At 70.0% G+C, this 15,772-nt stretch carries 18 protein-coding genes; 2 read left to right on the forward strand and 16 right to left on the reverse strand.

Annotated elements, in window-relative coordinates; translation table 11 throughout:
* Positions 1-47: 47 nt before the first annotated feature.
* The 10 genes from B9S58_RS27120 to B9S58_RS27165 form a co-directional block, all read right to left on the reverse strand.
* Positions 48-623 carry a SigE family RNA polymerase sigma factor gene (locus tag B9S58_RS27120; protein WP_103534710.1) on the reverse strand — a complete coding sequence of 192 codons (576 nt, stop codon included), beginning with the start codon at positions 621-623 and terminating at the stop codon, positions 48-50.
* 359 nt (positions 624-982) lie between these two features.
* Positions 983-2,056, reverse strand: coding sequence for an aspartate-semialdehyde dehydrogenase (locus B9S58_RS27125; RefSeq protein ID WP_103534647.1), 1,074 nt, complete (start codon positions 2,054-2,056; stop codon positions 983-985).
* Positions 2,053-3,324 carry an aspartate kinase gene (locus B9S58_RS27130; protein ID WP_103534648.1) on the reverse strand — a complete coding sequence of 424 codons (1,272 nt, stop codon included), beginning with the start codon at positions 3,322-3,324 and terminating at the stop codon, positions 2,053-2,055. The genes B9S58_RS27125 and B9S58_RS27130 overlap by 4 nt, the downstream gene beginning before the upstream one ends.
* A gap of 241 nt (positions 3,325-3,565) precedes the next feature.
* Positions 3,566-4,144 (reverse strand): Uma2 family endonuclease, encoded by a 579-nt coding sequence (locus B9S58_RS27135; protein ID WP_103534649.1) that lies wholly within the window; start codon positions 4,142-4,144, stop codon positions 3,566-3,568.
* 50 nt (positions 4,145-4,194) lie between these two features.
* Positions 4,195-5,190, reverse strand: a complete 996-nt coding sequence (locus B9S58_RS27140) for a hypothetical protein (protein ID WP_258045084.1) — start codon at positions 5,188-5,190, stop codon at positions 4,195-4,197.
* Positions 5,191-5,597: 407 nt separating this feature from the next.
* The gene (locus tag B9S58_RS27145; protein WP_103534651.1) at positions 5,598-6,734 is read right to left on the reverse strand and encodes a methyltransferase domain-containing protein; all 1,137 of its coding nucleotides are present in this window, start codon (positions 6,732-6,734) and stop codon (positions 5,598-5,600) included.
* Entirely contained in the window at positions 6,731-7,732 is a 1,002-nt protein-coding gene (locus tag B9S58_RS27150; RefSeq protein ID WP_103534652.1) for an MvdC/MvdD family ATP grasp protein, read from the reverse strand. Before B9S58_RS27150 ends, B9S58_RS27145 begins: the two co-directional genes overlap by 4 nt.
* On the reverse strand, positions 7,732-8,007 hold the full coding sequence (locus B9S58_RS27155) for a hypothetical protein (RefSeq protein ID WP_103534653.1): 276 nt from the start codon (positions 8,005-8,007) through the stop codon (positions 7,732-7,734). Before B9S58_RS27155 ends, B9S58_RS27150 begins: the two co-directional genes overlap by 1 nt.
* Positions 8,007-8,567: a hypothetical protein gene (locus B9S58_RS27160; protein WP_103534654.1), complete on the reverse strand. Its 561-nt coding sequence runs from the start codon at positions 8,565-8,567 to the stop codon at positions 8,007-8,009. The genes B9S58_RS27155 and B9S58_RS27160 overlap by 1 nt, the downstream gene beginning before the upstream one ends.
* The gene (locus B9S58_RS27165) at positions 8,561-8,983 is read right to left on the reverse strand and encodes an ATP-binding protein (protein WP_103534655.1); all 423 of its coding nucleotides are present in this window, start codon (positions 8,981-8,983) and stop codon (positions 8,561-8,563) included. Before B9S58_RS27165 ends, B9S58_RS27160 begins: the two co-directional genes overlap by 7 nt.
* A gap of 138 nt (positions 8,984-9,121) precedes the next feature.
* Here B9S58_RS27165 and B9S58_RS27170 point away from each other — a divergent pair, with 138 nt between their 5' ends.
* Entirely contained in the window at positions 9,122-10,474 is a 1,353-nt protein-coding gene (locus tag B9S58_RS27170; protein WP_103534656.1) for a transcriptional regulator, read from the forward strand.
* Positions 10,475-10,536: 62 nt separating this feature from the next.
* Here the strand turns inward: B9S58_RS27170 and B9S58_RS27175 are convergent, their stop codons facing one another.
* The 4 genes from B9S58_RS27175 to B9S58_RS27195 form a co-directional block, all read right to left on the reverse strand.
* Positions 10,537-10,839 carry a hypothetical protein gene (locus B9S58_RS27175; RefSeq protein WP_308457927.1) on the reverse strand — a complete coding sequence of 101 codons (303 nt, stop codon included), beginning with the start codon at positions 10,837-10,839 and terminating at the stop codon, positions 10,537-10,539.
* Positions 10,840-11,059: 220 nt separating this feature from the next.
* On the reverse strand, positions 11,060-11,719 hold the full coding sequence (locus B9S58_RS27185) for a DUF5063 domain-containing protein (RefSeq protein WP_103534658.1): 660 nt from the start codon (positions 11,717-11,719) through the stop codon (positions 11,060-11,062).
* Between the two features lie 95 nt (positions 11,720-11,814).
* Positions 11,815-12,414: a recombination mediator RecR gene (recR, locus tag B9S58_RS27190; RefSeq protein ID WP_103534659.1), complete on the reverse strand. Its 600-nt coding sequence runs from the start codon at positions 12,412-12,414 to the stop codon at positions 11,815-11,817.
* Between the two features lie 119 nt (positions 12,415-12,533).
* A complete protein-coding gene (locus B9S58_RS27195; RefSeq protein ID WP_103534660.1) occupies positions 12,534-12,878 on the reverse strand; it encodes a YbaB/EbfC family nucleoid-associated protein in 345 nt (114 codons plus the stop codon).
* Between the two features lie 371 nt (positions 12,879-13,249).
* Here B9S58_RS27195 and B9S58_RS27200 point away from each other — a divergent pair, with 371 nt between their 5' ends.
* Positions 13,250-14,050, forward strand: a complete 801-nt coding sequence (locus B9S58_RS27200; RefSeq protein ID WP_103534661.1) for an SLATT domain-containing protein — start codon at positions 13,250-13,252, stop codon at positions 14,048-14,050.
* 87 nt (positions 14,051-14,137) lie between these two features.
* Here B9S58_RS27200 and B9S58_RS27205 read toward each other — a convergent pair whose 3' ends face one another.
* Entirely contained in the window at positions 14,138-14,788 is a 651-nt protein-coding gene (locus tag B9S58_RS27205) for a hypothetical protein (protein WP_103534662.1), read from the reverse strand.
* A gap of 60 nt (positions 14,789-14,848) precedes the next feature.
* Positions 14,849-15,649: a GntR family transcriptional regulator gene (locus B9S58_RS27210; protein ID WP_103534663.1), complete on the reverse strand. Its 801-nt coding sequence runs from the start codon at positions 15,647-15,649 to the stop codon at positions 14,849-14,851.
* Positions 15,650-15,772: the final 123 nt, after the last annotated feature.

Here is a 15,772-nt window from a genome sequence, read left to right on the forward strand (position 1 = left end):
CTCGTTCCTGTGCTCGGGGCCCTGTCCGGGGCGCTGCTCGGGCCCGCTCACGTCTGGGCCTCCATCACGACGCGCAGCGCCGCGATACCCCGGGAACCGTACGCCTTGACCGACCCCAGGGAGACACCCAGCGTCTCGGCGACCTGGGCCTCCGTCATGTCCGCGAAGTAGCGCAGCACCAGCACCTCGCGCTGGCGTCGCTGAAGGCCCTTCATCGCCTTGATCAGCGCGTCCCGCTCCAGCTGGTCGTAGGCGCCCTCCTCCGCGCTCGCCATGTCCGGCATCGGCTTGGAGAGCAGCTTCAGTCCGAGGATGCGGCGGCGCAGTGCGGAGCGCGAGAGGTTGACCACGGTCTGGCGGAGATACGCGAGGGTCTTCTCCGGCTCGCGGACCCGGTTGCGCGCGGAGTGCACGCGGATGAACGCCTCCTGCACCACGTCCTCGCAGGACGCGGTGTCGTCCAGCAGCAGGGCCGCGAGGCCCAGTAGGGAGCGGTAGTGGGCGCGATAGGTCTCGGTGAGGTGGTCGACCGTGGTTCCAGCTGCCACCGCCTCGTCAGCGCCCCCGCGCTGCGAGGGCAGCTGGGCCGGGCGCGCAGCGGGCATGGGCGCGATCACCGGCATGCCGCCGGGCGCGCGGGGCCGCCGGAGCGGACGCGCCGACGCGCCTCGCAACGGGCCCACCACGGTGATGTCGAGAACCTCTGCCACGCCTGTTGGACACGCTGCCCCCCGTCAGGGTTGTACGCGGACGGTGCCACGTTCGGCACTGTGCGACATGCCCTCATACGTACCTGCTCTTCCCCAAATGCCCCGTCATAGCGTCCGGTCACGCAAGAAGTGACCGCATAGACGCCGCCCGGCCGAAGTTCGGTTGCAGATGGCCGGGAGATCATCGTCGGATACGACAACGCCCCAGCTCAAGAGGTTCAGACCAGCGAATTGCTCATAGGGCGTTCACAGATCCTACAAAACAGGTTCGATCATCCCCGCGGAAATTCAGCGGCGACCGATTCGGCGATCTGCGCCACGTTCAAAGCCGCACCTTTTCGGAGATTGTCACCGCAAAGGAACATTTCCAGGGCATGCGGATCGTCCATCGACCGCCGGACCCGGCCCACCCAGGTGGGATCGGTACCGACCACATCCGACGGAGTGGGGAAGTCTCCGGACTCCGGGTTGTCGAACAGCACCACGCCGGGGGCTGTCGCCAGGATCTCGTGCGCCTTGCCGACGGCGACCTCGTTCTCGAAGCGGGCGTGCACGGACATCGAGTGCGTCGCGACGACGGGAACGTACACACAGGTCGCGGTGGCCTTGAGAGCCGGCAGGCCCAGCACCTTGCGGCACTCCTCGCGGATGGCGATCTCCTCGGAGGACCAGCCGTCCCCGGCGTCCGTACCGGCCCAGGGCACGACGTTCAGGGCGACGGGTGCGGCGAACGGGCTGTCCGCCGTGGCGGCCTCGTCACCGAGGGCCCGGCGGACGTCCCCGGGCCGGGTGCCCAGCTCCGTGCCGGCCACCAGTGCCAGCTGCTCGCGCAGGGCCGCGACGCCGTCCCGGCCCGCACCGCTGACCGCCTGGTAGGAGGAGACGATCAGCTCGCGCAGCCCGTACTCGGCGTGCAGCGCGCCGACCGCGACGATCAGCGACAGCGTGGTGCAGTTCGGGGACGCGACGATGCCGCGCGGCCGGAGCCGGGCGGCATGGGGGTTGATCTCCGGGACGACCAGCGGTACGTCGTCGTCGAGCCGGAAGGCCGCCGAGTCGTCGATGACGACGACGCCCTTGGCGGCGGCGATCGGGGCCCAGTGGGCGGACACGTCGTCCGGCACCAGGAAGAGGGCCACGTCGACGCCGTCGAACACGTCCTCGGTGAGCGCGAGGACCTCGCTCTCCTCACCGCGCACGACCAGCTTGCGGCCGGCCGAGCGCGGCGAGGCGACGAGTCTGACCTCGCCCCAGACATCCGCGTGCTGCGAGAGGATCCGGAGCATGACACCGCCGATCGCCCCGGTCGCGCCGACGACCGCGAGCGAAGGGCGGTGTGCGGTCATCGGCCGGTGCCTCCGTAGACGACGGCCTCGTCGGAGTCGCTGTCGAGACCGAAGGCGGTGTGCACGGCGCGCACGGCCTCGTTGACGTCGTCGGCACGCGTGACCACCGAGATACGGATCTCGGATGTCGAGATCAGCTCGATGTTCACGCCCGCGTCGGACAGCGCCTCGAAGAATCCGGCCGTGACGCCCGGGTTGGTCTTCATGCCCGCGCCGACCAGGGAGATCTTCGCGATCTGGTCGTCGTAGCGGAGCGAGTCGAACCCGATGCTGCTCCTGGTCCGCTCCAGGGCGTCGATGGCCTTGCGGCCCTCGGCCTTGGGCAGGGTGAAGGAGATGTCCGTCAGGCCGGTCGTCGCGGCGGAGACGTTCTGCACCACCATGTCGATGTTGACCTCGGCGTTCGCGATGGCGCGGAAGATCGCGGCCGCCTCGCCCGGCTTGTCCGGGACGCCGACGACGGTGACCTTGGCCTCCGAGACGTCGTGGGCGACTCCGGAGATGATCGCGTGCTCCACCTGCTGGTCCCCTTGCGGCTCGTTGCTGACCCAGGTGCCGCGCAGTCCGGAGAAGGACGAGCGGACGTGGATCGGGATGTTGTAACGGCGTGCGTACTCCACGCAGCGGTGCAGCAGCACCTTGGAGCCGGACGCGGCCAGCTCCAGCATGTCCTCGAAGGAGATCCACTCGATCTTCTTCGCCTTCTTCACGACCCGGGGGTCCGCGGTGAAGACGCCGTCGACGTCGGTGTAGATCTCACAGACCTCGGCGTCCAGCGCGGCGGCCAGCGCGACAGCGGTCGTGTCCGACCCGCCGCGGCCGAGGGTGGTGATGTTCTTGCCCTCCTGGCTCACGCCCTGGAACCCGGCGACGATGGCGATGTTGCCCTCGTCGATCGAGGTCCGGATGCGGCCCGGCGTGACGTCGATGATGCGCGCTTTGTTGTGGACCGAGTCGGTGATGACACCGGCCTGGCTGCCCGTGAACGACTGGGCCTCATGGCCCAGGTTCTTGATCGCCATCGCCAGCAGGGCCATGGAGATCCGCTCGCCGGCGGTCAGCAGCATGTCGAACTCACGGCCGGCAGGGATCGGCGATACCTGCTCGGCGAGATCTATCAACTCGTCCGTCGTGTCGCCCATCGCGGACACCACGACAACCACCTGGTTGCCGTTTCTCTTGGCGTCGACGACTCGCTTGGCAACCCGCTTGATGCCCTCGGCATCGGCTACGGAGGAGCCTCCGTACTTCTGCACGACAAGGCCCACGTGCGCTCCTCGCTCAGTCATTTCTGCGGTCGGCTCAGTTTAACGAGCAGTCCGGAATCGACCCGCCCATACCAGATGATGAGATGTCCCGCTCATCACCCGGTACGGCGTGTCGCCCCGAACCGCTCGTACGGGGCTGTTGCCCAGCCAGCCCGGGAGCACTCCCGTTTGTGTCCCAGCCCACACGATCGGGGCACATCCCAGCCCACACGATCCGGCGCGGTCGGGCGAGCCGGGACGGTCAGCCGGCGTACTCCTTGAGCTTCTCGGTGTCGAGCGTGAAGCCGACCGGTCCGGGCAGCTCGACGACCGCGCCGAAGGGCCGAGTGGTGGCGGAACGGTACGTACCCTTCTCCGGCTCGGTGAAGACGGTGACCGAGCACGCCTCACGGTCGACGAGCAGATAGACCGGAATGCCGGCCGCCGCGTAACCGTCGGGCTTCTCGACCCGGTCGCGCCGGTTGGTGTCCGCGTCACGGGAGGTGACTTCGACGGTCATCAGTACGCCGGTGGGGTCGGCCCATTCCCCCGCCCCGGCGAAGTGCTCGTCGGGTGCGAGGACGCCGTCGGGGCGGGCCCGGCCCTTGCGGCACGTCTCGATCGCCAGGCCCTGATCGGGAAAGAGCGACAGTTCCGGACGCCACTGCATGCACTGCCTCAGCAACCACATGACGATCGCCCCGTGATTGCCGTCGGGCGCGGGCTTGACCCGGACCTTTCCGTGGATGAACTCCAGCCGCACCAGTTCGGGTGCTCGGCTGGCGAGTTCCTCGAACTCCTCGACACTCATCTGGGGCTGGGCGGTGGTCCTGGGGGTCACGGCGTCGCCTCCTTGCCTCCATGGTGCCCCGACCGGGATGTCCCGCACGCTCACCGACGCGGCCTCGGGGCCGGAAGCACCGGGCGGACCGTGGCCGAGCGGAGTTCGGCCATGCGGGCGGCGACGTCGACCTCGGCGCGCGGCCGGGCCAGGAAGGTGTCCGGTACGTCGCCGGTCAGGCCCATCGCCTCGTCGCGGGCGACGGCTGCATGGCAGTCGCGGCAGACGCCGTGGTCCAGCGTGGTCGTCGTCTCGTCCTCGTCGCAGAACAGGCACATCATCACCATGCCCACGATCTGCTCGCTCGGGTGGTCCCTCTCCGGCTGCGGGGCGGGGCTCGGCGGCATCTTGGTCTCCAGTCGTTTACGGAGGAGGGGTCCGGCGGAGTGCACGGACGCCGGCAGGCCCGAGGTCAGGGCCTGGGTGAGCTGTTCGCGGCCGACGCCGCGCGCCAGCCATTCCCCGACCAGGTGTTCCAACGCCACGCAGTCACCCTCGGAGAGCTGGAGCCGGGGCTCGCGGCGGCCGAGCCCGGCGAGGACGTCGTACGCCTCCGAGCGCGGGGCCCGGACGCCGGGCTCGGGCTCCTCGACCGCTTCCGTGCCGGCGGAAGCAGCAGCGGGTGCCGGGGGCTGGCCCGGCGCGTCCATGCCCCGCACGAACCGCACATGGGCGGCCCACCAGTCGGCGTCGCGGGCGGTCCGGGAGAAGTACGTACGCGTCACCCAGCGCATCTGGCCGTCAGCCACGGTGACATGGACCCTGATGCGCCGGAGGTGTCCGGCCCGGGTCAGCCGGTCGAGCGCGCTGCGGCACGCCTGCTGCCCGAAGTCAGGCAGCTCCTCGGCCAGCACCTTGTAGCCGATCGCCGCGCCTTCGGGGAGCCGGTCGACGTACGCGGCGATCGCCGCCTCACGCGGCTCCAGGCCGGCGAAGTCAGTGGCACGGGGCGGGGCCTGGTCGGGGGCGTGGCGCTTTCCGTACCCGGCTTTCGCCATGGGGTGGGCGGGCGCGCGCAGGGCGGCACTAAGGTTGGCAGAAGCCATGGGGGATCGTCTTTCTAAAGGGTGCGATCTCTTACGGTCAGACCCCGGTCGGTGTTGCGAGCACCACCGGGGTTGTCCGTTTTACGGATAGTGGGTTGCTCATCGCGAACCTAGAGCGTGCATACGCTCCGGCGCAACCCGGTCACCAAACGTCACTCCTGGTCGAATTCGCGCAGCCTGCGGTGCAGTTCGGCGTCTGGCCGGGGAGGGAGGGTGGGTGGGTTGAACCCGACCGCCCGTTCCTACAGAGAGGGCTCGAAGCCCGGCGCTCGCGACTCGGGGCTTGAGCCTCGGGCGGACCTGCGGAGACGTACGTTTCATGGCGTTGCCCGTGATGCGGCACTGCCCGGCAGCCGTCGCATCGGCCGCCGGGTGCTTGTTGTCGACCGCGTGGTGTTGCGACTCGGCTATATGCGGAGGGCCCAGCTCGGGCCCTCCGGGGAGTCGAGCCATACGCGCTGGGCCTCGTTGTCGACGGTGAGGCCGTAGCGCTCGGGGCCGGGCTCGTCGTGCTCGGTGAAGACGCGGTGCGCGTCTTCGAGCCGGGACCACAGAGAGCGGGGGCCGGCCTCACTCACAGTGCCGTCGGCGTGGAGGCTGGCGATCGCGCCATCGGCGGACCAGACGCGGACAGCGGTCGGCTTCTTGTCCTCGTCGAGGTCGTACTGCCAGTCGAGGTCGGGCTCGACGATGCTCAGCAGGAAGCGGTACGCGTTATTGGCAACCACGGCGGCGGGTACGTCCGTGGGGCGGCCCTCGCCGGTGGGGAGCTCGGGCCGGCACGTCGGGACGCCGTCACCGGCGGCGCGTCGCAGCGGCATGAAGTAGGCGCCTCCGGGGAGGAACTGGCCCTCGGCTTTGAGGGGGCCAGTGCGGAGGATGCGGACCAAGGCGTTGCCGAGCGGGGCGAGGATCTGGCCTGCGCCGCTGCCGGTGACGGTGCCATCGGCGAGTTGGCGTACCCATGCGGGCGGTACGGAGTCGATGCGGCAGGTGGCGATGATGCGGTCGTACGGAGCGAGTTCCGCGTGTCCGTACGCGCCGTCGGCGAGGACGACACGCGGTTCGTATCCGGCTTCGGCGAGATGAGCGCGCGCTGCGGTGATGAGTTCGGGCTCGGTGTCGACGGTGGTCACGAGGTGGCTGCCGAGGCGGTGCGCGAGGAGTGCGGCGTTGTAGCCGGTCCCTGTGCCGATCTCCAGCGCCTTCATTCCTACACCGTCCTCGACCCGCAATGCCTCCAGCATCGTCGCCATGATCGAAGGCTGAGAGCTCGACGAGGTCGCCGCGCCGTCGGTGCGGTGCGTGACCAAGGCTCGGTCCTCGTGCACGGCCGCGAACCACTGGTCGCGCGTCCCGGCGTCGTCCGCAGAGATTTTGCGGCCAGTGTGGTCGTAGAAGTAGGGGACGAATACGTGCCGGGGCACTCTCTCGAACGCGGCTTGCCAGTCGGAGTCGGTCACGTCGCCTGAGTCGACCAGGGCTTGGGCGAGCCTGGCGCGTCCGACGGCGGCGGCCTGGGCGAGGTCGGGATCGGTGGTCACAGGGTGCCTTTCTCCAGTAGATCGGCGAGAGCGTGGGTGATGGCCTCGCGGGTGAGGTCGATCCATGCCCATTGCCCGCCGGGGTTCACGTCGATCAGGTAGTGGGTGCCTGTGGTGTCGACGATGAGGTCGAGCGCGGCGTAGACGAGGCCGAGGCCGCGCAGCATGGCGCGTATGCCGTGGGCGACGTCGCGCGGGAGCTCGGCGGGTGTGTAGGCGAGTGTCGACGAGTCGCGGCGCCAGTCGAGGCGGGTGGGGCCTTCTGGTGCGTGGACGGCGACGGGAAAGAGCTGCCCGGCGACGGCGGTGACGCGCACCTCGTACGCCTTGTCGGTGATCTCGCGCTGGAACAGGTGGGCGGTGAGCCCGATGCGCGGGTCGCCGAACTGTTCGGGCGGGACGCGACGGGTGTAGAGCTGCCCGCGCTTGCCGTCCTCGGTGTGGACGATGCTGCCGAACACCTTGGTCACGATGCGCCCGCCGCACTTGGCGGCGAACGGGGCGACAGCACCCGGGTCGTTCGTGATCAGCGTCTCCGGAACGCAGAGCCCGGCCTCGGCCGCTACGGCGAGCTGTGCCGGCTTCGTGCAGTCGGCGTTCCGCTCCGGGCGGTTGACCCACAGCACGTCGGGGAGCGAGCCGAGCACACCCGGGAGCGCGCCCTTGGCCTGCGACGCGGCGAAGCGTCGTTCGGGGTCGCTCATGGTGTCGGGGAAGGAGTACGAGGTGGGCTTGCGCCACCACACCGATCGGACCTCGGACAGGTCGACGCCGCGCAGCTGGTCGTACACCCGCCCGTCCCATCGCCCCTCGGGCCGTAACTCGGCGGTGAGCGTCGACCGGCTGGGGAAGTCGGCCAGGTCCGTACGCCAGAACGGCACGCCGCGCTCGCCCAGCTCACGCAACACGAAGTCGGCGGTGGGGTCGAGTGCGTAGGTGATGACGAGCACACGCGGCGCCACAGCGCCGCGCGTGCTCTGCCCATGGGTGGGGGCCATCAGTCGTCGTTCTGGTCGGTGTCGATGGCGATGGCGTCCCTGCCGTCCGACTCGGTGTTGCACGACGTACCGGCCATTGCCTCGATGTAGATGGCGATTGCGCCTTCGACAAGCGAGAGCTGCGAGTCCGGATCGACCGAGACCGCGGGCTGCCGGCCAGCGGTGACGGGGGTGGTCAGGGCGTCCAGTCCGAAGGGCCGGGTGGCCAGAGGGCCGGCGGGCTGGGAGCGGGTCACGTGCGAGAGGGTCGGGACGCGTTCAACGAGTACGGACATCACTGTCGCCTTTCACTGGGGCCGATGGTGCTAGGAGTTGTGCGGTGATCCCCGTCCGACCGCCCGAGGGCGGTGGGACGGAAGCTCTGAGGAGGGGCGGCGCGGGTCTTGCCGAGGCGGAGCCGCCCTTGCAGCGCACGCTCGGTCACATACGCGTCGACGAATTCGAGCGACGAGCTGACCGGGAGCGGGTCCGGACCGACTACGACGGTGACGGTTCCCCCGTCACAGACGAAGCGCACCCAGTCGCCGCCGATGGGCACATGGAGCAGGTAGTCGCAGCCGTCGAGCCGCAGCAGCACGTCCGACTCCTGATGCATGAAGAGCCGCGAACCGATGTCGGGCAGGAGCACGGTCGGCTCTGCCAGGGTGAGAGCGTCGGCGAGGCCCCGCATCCGCGCCTCGACCATCTGCGGTGACTCACCAGGGCGGAGACCGGGCGGGTGCGCGATCAGCAGGAAGGCGAGGTGACCGACCTTCGTGGGATCGATCCAGAACCATGCGGCCACCGAGGCGAGCAGTCCAGCACTCGGCGCGATCGTGGCGGGCCGCGTCAGCATGGGATCGCTCCCGCCGCTGATTTGTGCCGGGTCTCGATCTTGAACTCGGTCCATACGGTCTTGCCGCTCGGAACGCGCGGCTGCACCCCCCATCCGTCGGCGAGGGCATCCACGAGTAACAGCCCTCGTCCGGACACGTCCTCGGCATCCGGGCAGTTGATGTGGGGAAGGCGACCGGACTGGTCATGGACCTCGACGCGCAGGCGGCCGTCGATGAGGGATGCCGCGACGAGGAAGTACCCACCTTGCGGGACCGCGTGCCGAATCGCGTTCGTCGCGAGTTCCGAGAGGCAGAGCAGAGCGTCGTCGGAACGGTCGATGATGTCCCACTCGCTCAGCACATGGCGTAAGAATGAACGCGCCTCGGGCACTGCGGCATCGGCTCGGGAGAACCTGCGCTCCGCTGGTCTTGGCATATGAGTGCAACTCCCTTGCCTGCACGGTTGGTTCGTTCATCCAGGCAACCCCCAAGGCGCGTCCGGGGGTACCGTCAGAAGGGGTGGCAAGGGGTGGCACTTGAACTACCGGCCGCGGCGAAGGGGTAGGAACTCAATATGACGTCACCGAACACGAATTTCGCACGGTGGCTTGAGCGGTCGGGTATGAGCAACAAGGAGTTGGCCCGCCGCGTCAAAGCCGCAGCTCAGGTATGGGGTCAGCCGCACATTCAGACGGACGCCACGGCGGTGAGGCGCTGGCTGGCCGGCCTTCAGCCACGTTCTCCGGTGCCAGAGGTCATCGCCGACGTGATCTCGGCGAGCGTCGGATTTCGGGTCACAGCATACGACCTTGGCTTCGCCGAGGGCGGCACCGCAGATCGGTCGCTCGCCTACAACTCCTCTTTCGCCGTTACGGTGGAAGCCGTTGCCGACTTGGGGAGAGCGGACGTGGATCGTCGAAAGTTCCTGGCAGCGGCACCTTTCGCCGCAGTCGCAGCCGTTGGGCCCTCGCGCGACTGGCTGCTCAACACTATTGATCAGCACCCGGATCCCGGCCCGCGCGTACGCTTTGAAGACGTCACCGCGGTGAAGAACATGTTCGGCGAGTTCCAGAAAATGGACGTACTCCAGGGCGGCGGCTCGGGCCGTCTCATCCTCGCCGAGTACATGAACCAGCACGTCTACCCGCTGCTGCGCCGAACGCATTCGGACGAGGTGCGGCGGGCGCTGTGCGAAGCGGCGGCCGAGCAGACGTATCTCCTCGGATGGATGGCGTACGACACCGGAGAACATGGCACGGCCCAGCGGTACTTGATCCAGTCGCTACGCCTGGCGGAGGAGTCGAAGAACGCGGCGCTCGGCGCTCACGTCCTCGCGGGTATGGCCGACCAGGCGACACTGCTCGGCGACCCGGCGGAGGGCCGGCGGCTTGCCCAGGCCGGCCGCGCCGGGCTGGGCAAGAACACCTCCCCCGCATGCCTCGCCGATCTATGGGCCCTGGAGGCTCGTGCGCTGGCGAAGCTCGGTGACAAGTCCGACGCGGCTCGGGCTGTGACGCGGTCCGAGACGGCGTACGGCCGCGTACGGCTGGAGGACGAGCAGGAGTGGGCGGCGTTCATCGACCCCGCGTACCTCCATGGCGAGCACGCGAACACCTTCCGGGACCTCGGGCAGGCCGAGAGGGCCGAGCGGCACGCGCGCCAGTCGATCGACCACGCCCGCAAGCAGCGTCGCGCCCGCCGGGGTGCCATGTCGCAGGCCGCACTCGCTGTATCCCACTTGCAGCGGCGTGACCTTGAGGCGGCCCACTCCGCAGGGCTGCGGACACTCTCGCTGTCGCGGCAGGTCAAGAGTTCGCGGTGCGTCGAGGCCGTGCAGGACTTGCAGCGACGTATGGAGCCGTTCGGGACGCATCGCCTGGTGGCCGACTTCAACGAACGGGCGCGCGAGCTGGTCGCCGCAGCGTAACGACCGCACCTCAACGACAAAGGCGCCCCGCCTCGGCATCAGCCGAGGTGGGGCGCGGTGCGTTACGACTCTCCGAGCCGGGATCTGACGATGCCGCTGATCCTGTCGGCGGCCGCTTCGGGATCTTCGTGTTCCCAAACGCGCACGACGGCCCAGCCTTGCGCGCTGAGGGACGCGTTCGTGTCGGCGTCACGGGCCCGGTTTCCCGCGATCTTCTCCTGCCAGAACTCGCCTCGCTTGGTAGCGGGTCGGTGGTGCTCGGGGCAGCCGTGCCAGTAGCAGCCGTCGACGAACACGGCCACGCGGGCCTTGGTGAACACGACGTCGGCCGTTCGCCTGAGCTCATGCACAGGCCTCACCGACACCCGGTATCGAAGCCCGTTGCGATGAAGGGCGGAGCGCAGGAGCAGCGGATCACCCGCAGATGGTGCCCCAGCACGTACGCCTCGGTAGCGGTACGCGCCGCCTGCCTGCGCGCTTCCCGCTCGGCGTCATTCGCCTCCGGGGCGCCCGCGCGCATCCGCTGTCTCACCTCGGCCCAGCTGCTCTGCCCGCTCAACGCAATCGGCCTCCCGCCCGTTCCGCCTACTTCACCTGGCGCAGGCCCAGCGGGGCCGCGATCTCCTGGAGCATCACGCGGCCCGCTTCCTCGGCGAGGTCCTCCTCGCCCGGGTCCTGGTCGGTGTCCAGGCCGTCCAGCTCCTCCAGGGGCTGGCCGAGGCGGATGTGGGCGACCAGGGACTGGAGGGCGCGGAGGGTGGCGGAGGCGGTGGAGCCCCAGTTGGAGAAGTACGAGAACTGCCACCACCACAGCGCCTCGGCGGTGCGCTCGGCGTCGTAGTGCGCGAGGCCGTGGCCGAGGTCGGTGACGAGGTCGGCCAGGTCGTCGGAGATCCGGTGCGGGACCGGGGCCTTGCGGGGCTCGTACGGGTCGAAGACCTCGGAGTAGACGTCGATCGGCTCCAGGAGCACCGCGAACCGCTCGCGCAGGCCGTCCGCGTCCGGCTCGGGGCCGAGGTCCGGTTCGTACCGCTCGTCGGGCAGGACGTCCTCGTACGCGCCGAGGCGGCCGCCCGCGAGCAGGAGCTGCGAGACCTGGAGGAGCAGGACCGGGACGGCCTCTTCCGGCTCGTCGACCTTGGACACCTCGGTGACCGCGACGATGAACGTCTTGATCTGGTCCGCGATCTGGACGGCGAAGTCGTCCGGGTCCTGCGTGACGGAGTTCAGCGTGGCGTCAGACATCGAGGGGACCTCCCGTGGGCGCGGTCACAAACGGTGAAGCGGACGGCGAAGCGGACGGCAGTACGTGCGGGGGCCGAGGAGGTACGGCGGTGGGGTCAGACATCCAGCAGCCGCCTCCCCTCGAAGGCGCGGCCCAGGGTGACCTCGTCGGCGTACTCCAGGTCGCCGCCGACCGGCAGGCCGCTGGCCAGCCGGGTCACCCTGAGGCCCATCGGCTTGACCATCCGCGCCAGGTACGTCGCGGTGGCCTCGCCCTCCAGATTGGGGTCGGTCGCGAGGATCAGCTCCGTGATGGAGCCGTCCGCGAGCCGCGCCAGCAGCTCACGGATGCGCAGGTCGTCCGGCCCGACGCCCTCGATGGGACTGATCGCCCCGCCCAGGACGTGGTAGCGGCCGCGGAACTCCCGCGTCCGCTCGATCGCGACGACGTCCTTGGGCTCCTCGACCACGCAGATGACGCTCCGGTCGCGGCGCGCGTCCCGGCAGATCCCGCACTGCTCCTGCTGCGCGACATTGCCGCACACGGTGCAGAACCGGACCTTGTCCTTGACCTCCAGGAGGGAGTGCGCGAGCCGGCGTACGTCCGTGGGCTCGGCCTGCAGGATGTGGAAGGCGATCCGCTGCGCGCTCTTGGGACCGACGCCGGGCAGCCTGCCCAGTTCGTCGATGAGGTCCTGAACAACGCCTTCGTACAACGGAACGCCTTTCTTTGCTTCCTGCTCCGTACCGTAGTGGGTACGGGTCGGTACCAGTAGGCCCCGCGAGCCTGCCTGTGGCCGGTCCGGTCAGAACGGTCCGGTCCAGAACGGTCCGGTCAGAACGGCAGGCCGGGGATGCCGCCTCCGCCGCCCAGGCCCTGTGCCAGCGGGCCGAGCTTCTCCTGCTGGAGCGCCTGCGCGTTCTCGCCGGCCGCCTGGACGGCCGCGACGACGAGGTCGGCGAGCGTCTCGGTGTCCTCCGGGTCCACCGCCTTCGGGTCGATCACCAGGGCGCGGAGCTCGCCGGAACCGGTCACGGTGGCCTTCACGAGACCACCGCCCGCCTGTCCCTCGACCTCGGTCCTGGCCAGTTCCTCCTGGGCCGCGGCGAGATCCTGCTGCATCTTCTGGGCCTGCTGGAGCAACTGCTGCATATTGGGCTGGCCACCACCGGGAATCACGGTCACTCCTGGCATTTCGACGACAAATGTTTCGGTAAGCCGAGCCTACGTGCTCCCCGGTCACCGCGCTCCACCCGCCGGGGACCAACTCTTTCGGGTGAGATTCCGGAACCGGCGTGAGTGCTCCTATACCTGACCAGCGACCCCGCCCAGGCGGGAATCCCGCGATTTCGACCCCACGGCCCACCATTCGGCGGTAGGAAGGGCATGCACATCGGCACACGAGCGTGCATGTGCGGTGACGCAGAGTTACCCCACGAGGGTCGTCGGTCGCGCGGACCGCCCCGCCCTCTCCGGGCCGGCCGGGTCGATCGGTCCCGGAAGAGCCCAACGCGTCCGTCCCGTCCGTCAGAGTGCAGAGGAGTGCCCCGGTGAGTCAGCCGGAGATGCAGCCCGAGGGGCCGCCCCGCAAGGAGTCCGATGCGGGATCCGGTGAGATCGGAGCCGAGCATTCCGACTCCGGTCCGGGCAGGGAACGCCCCGCCGGGCGCGATCTGACCGGGCGCCCGTTCCCGCTCGGCGACTGGGGCGAACCGGCCGAGCGGCTCGACGAGCTCTACCGCTGGGTCGAGACCGGCGCCCTGGACACCGCCGACTGGTATCTGAACGACCGGATCTGGAAGCGCCGGGCCGCCAGGGCCCTGCGGACGGGTACCGCCGCCGGGGTGGTCGCCGGGGCCGCCCTGCCGCTGCTCGACCTGACCGGCGCGCTGAGCGGCTCGGCGGGCTGGGGCTATCTGTCGCTGCTGCTGGGTGCCGCCTGCATGGCCTGCGACCGGTACTTCGGCCTCACCTCCGGGTGGATAAGGAACCTCGCCACGGCCCAGGCCGTGCAGCGGCGGCTCCAGGTGCTCCAGTTCGACTGGGCCTCGGAGTGCGTACGGGAGATGCTCGGGCCGACCGAGGGCACGGCCAGCGAGGCGGCCGAGCGGTGCCTGGGGGTGCTGCGGAGGTTCTCCGAGGACGTCACCGAGCTGGTGCGGTCGGAGACGGCGGACTGGATGGTGGAGTTCCGGGCCGGGCCCGCGCCGATGGGCATGCAGGCCCTGGCTTCGGGGAGCGCCGGGGGGCGGGGCGAGCCGGGGGCGGCGCCGGGGCGGTTCTCGATGCCGTCGGTGGCGGCCCGGCCGAACATGCCGCGGCAGCGGCCGCCGGAGTCGCCGCCGCGGTGAGGATTCCGGGGGCCGGGGGTGCGGGGTGAGCCTTCGGGGGCCGCCCCGGACCCCCGGTCCTCAATCGCCGGACGGGCTGGGTTCGGCTCAGCTGAAGATGATCATTGAGCCCTGGGCCAGGCTGCGGGTCGCTGCCGCGTGGAGGCCCAGCCAGACGTGGCGTTCCCGGGCGAACGGGCTGTCGTCGTAGAGGATCGGGCTCGCCGGTTCCTCCAGGGCGGTGGGGCCGGAGGGCGGTTGCGGGGCGGCCGGCGGGTTGGCCGGGTCGATGCCGATGGACGGGGCCACGAACTCCAGCTCCCGCAGCAGCCCGTGGGCGGAGCCCAGCGGTCCGCCGCCCGCCAGGAGCGCGTCGTCGGAGAGCGGGGCCGGGAAGTCCACCGGGACGTACGCCCCGGCGTGGTCGTAGTGCCAGACCAGGTGCGACTGCTGCGCACCCTGCTCGAACATCTCCAGGAGCTGCTCGTAGTCGCCGTCGAGACCGGCGACAGGGGTGACGGCGAGGCCGCTCAGCTGGAGCAGGTAGGCGCGGCGCAGGAAGTGCAGGGCGTCGTAGTCGAAGCCGGCCACGGGGGCGACCTCACCGTTGAGGCCCGGCATGTAGGCGTAGACGGGGACGGGCGGGAGCCCGGCGTCGTTCAGCGCCTTGTCGTAGACGGCGATCTCTTCGGCGAACGGATTGTCGGCGCTGTGGCACAGCACATCGACGAGGGGGACCAGCCACAGGTCACAGGCCACGAAGTCTCGCTCTCCAACAGGTTCGGGCGATCGTCGGAACAGCGTAGTGCGGGGCGAACCTCACGCACAGTGCCCCGGGGCCTCCGGAGATGCCGGGGACCCCGAGGACCCGGAGGACCCGGAGGACCCGGAGGACCCCGAGGACCCCGAGGACCCGGAGGACTCCGACGGCCCGGGGGCGTTCTCCTCGGCCTCCCGCGCTTCCAGCCGGTCCGCCCAGGCGAGCGCGTGTGCGTAGTAGGAGTGCATGGCGGCGTGGACCTGCTCGTGGTCGCACCGGGCAATGGCCTCGACCAGCTCTTCGTGGCCGAACCACAGCAGGTTCTCGTCCATGCCGTCGCGGCGCAGCCGGTGCACGGCGAACACCCAGGCCTGGACGCGGAGCTTGGTGAGGAAGTCGGCGATGTACGGGTTGAGGACGAACTGTCCGAGCTCCCGCCAGAACCGCAGGTCGTACCCGATCAGCACGTCGAGGTCGCCGCCCTTCGCCGCGCGGACCGCCTCCCCGGCCCTTCGGCGGATCGAGGCGAGGCCCTCGGGCCGGACGGCGACCCGTTCGGCGGGGTTACGGAAGAGGCCCTCGACGACGAGGGCGCGGGCCTCGGCCATCGCGCGGTAGTCGGCGACGGTGAACTCGCGTACCTGGAAGCCGCGGTGCTGGTCGGAGGCGAGGAGCCCCTGTGCGGAGAGGTCGAAGAGCGCCTCGCGGACGGGTGTCGCGGAGACCCCGTACTGCTCGGCGATCTGCTTGACGGTGAACTCCCGGCCCGGCGGAAGACGCCCCGCGAGCACCTCGTCACGCAGCGCGTCGGCGATCTGCTGGCGCAGGGTGTTGCGCGTCACACCTCCGCTCGGACTCATACCGGCCCCCATCCGTCCGCCCCCGTCCGCCCCTGTCGGTCCCCGTTCGCCGACCGTTTCCGGCGGGGGTCACTCTGGCTCGGGTCACCTTAAGCCAGGGCCGCCGCCGTGCCCGATTCCGGG

Source organism: Streptomyces sp. SM11, assembly GCF_002910905.1.
Lineage (GTDB): Bacteria > Actinomycetota > Actinomycetes > Streptomycetales > Streptomycetaceae > Streptomyces.

What these genes read in the sequence shown, in the direction of transcription:
- B9S58_RS27210 (WP_103534663.1), bottom strand. Translation starts at nt 15,649, where the DNA reads ATGAGTCCGAGCGGAGGTGTGACGCGCAACACCCTGCGCCAGCAGATC.
- B9S58_RS27155 (WP_103534653.1), bottom strand. Translation starts at nt 8,007, where the DNA reads ATGTCCGTACTCGTTGAACGCGTCCCGACCCTCTCGCACGTGACCCGC.
- B9S58_RS27150 (WP_103534652.1), bottom strand. Translation starts at nt 7,732, where the DNA reads ATGGCCCCCACCCATGGGCAGAGCACGCGCGGCGCTGTGGCGCCGCGT.
- B9S58_RS27160 (WP_103534654.1), bottom strand. Translation starts at nt 8,567, where the DNA reads ATGCTGACGCGGCCCGCCACGATCGCGCCGAGTGCTGGACTGCTCGCC.
- B9S58_RS27125 (WP_103534647.1), bottom strand. Translation starts at nt 2,056, where the DNA reads ATGACCGCACACCGCCCTTCGCTCGCGGTCGTCGGCGCGACCGGGGCG.
- B9S58_RS27140 (WP_258045084.1), bottom strand. Translation starts at nt 5,190, where the DNA reads ATGGCTTCTGCCAACCTTAGTGCCGCCCTGCGCGCGCCCGCCCACCCC.
- B9S58_RS27165 (WP_103534655.1), bottom strand. Translation starts at nt 8,983, where the DNA reads ATGCCAAGACCAGCGGAGCGCAGGTTCTCCCGAGCCGATGCCGCAGTG.
- B9S58_RS27185 (WP_103534658.1), bottom strand. Translation starts at nt 11,719, where the DNA reads ATGTCTGACGCCACGCTGAACTCCGTCACGCAGGACCCGGACGACTTC.
- B9S58_RS27120 (WP_103534710.1), bottom strand. Translation starts at nt 623, where the DNA reads ATGCCGGTGATCGCGCCCATGCCCGCTGCGCGCCCGGCCCAGCTGCCC.
- B9S58_RS27170 (WP_103534656.1), top strand. Translation starts at nt 9,122, where the DNA reads ATGACGTCACCGAACACGAATTTCGCACGGTGGCTTGAGCGGTCGGGT.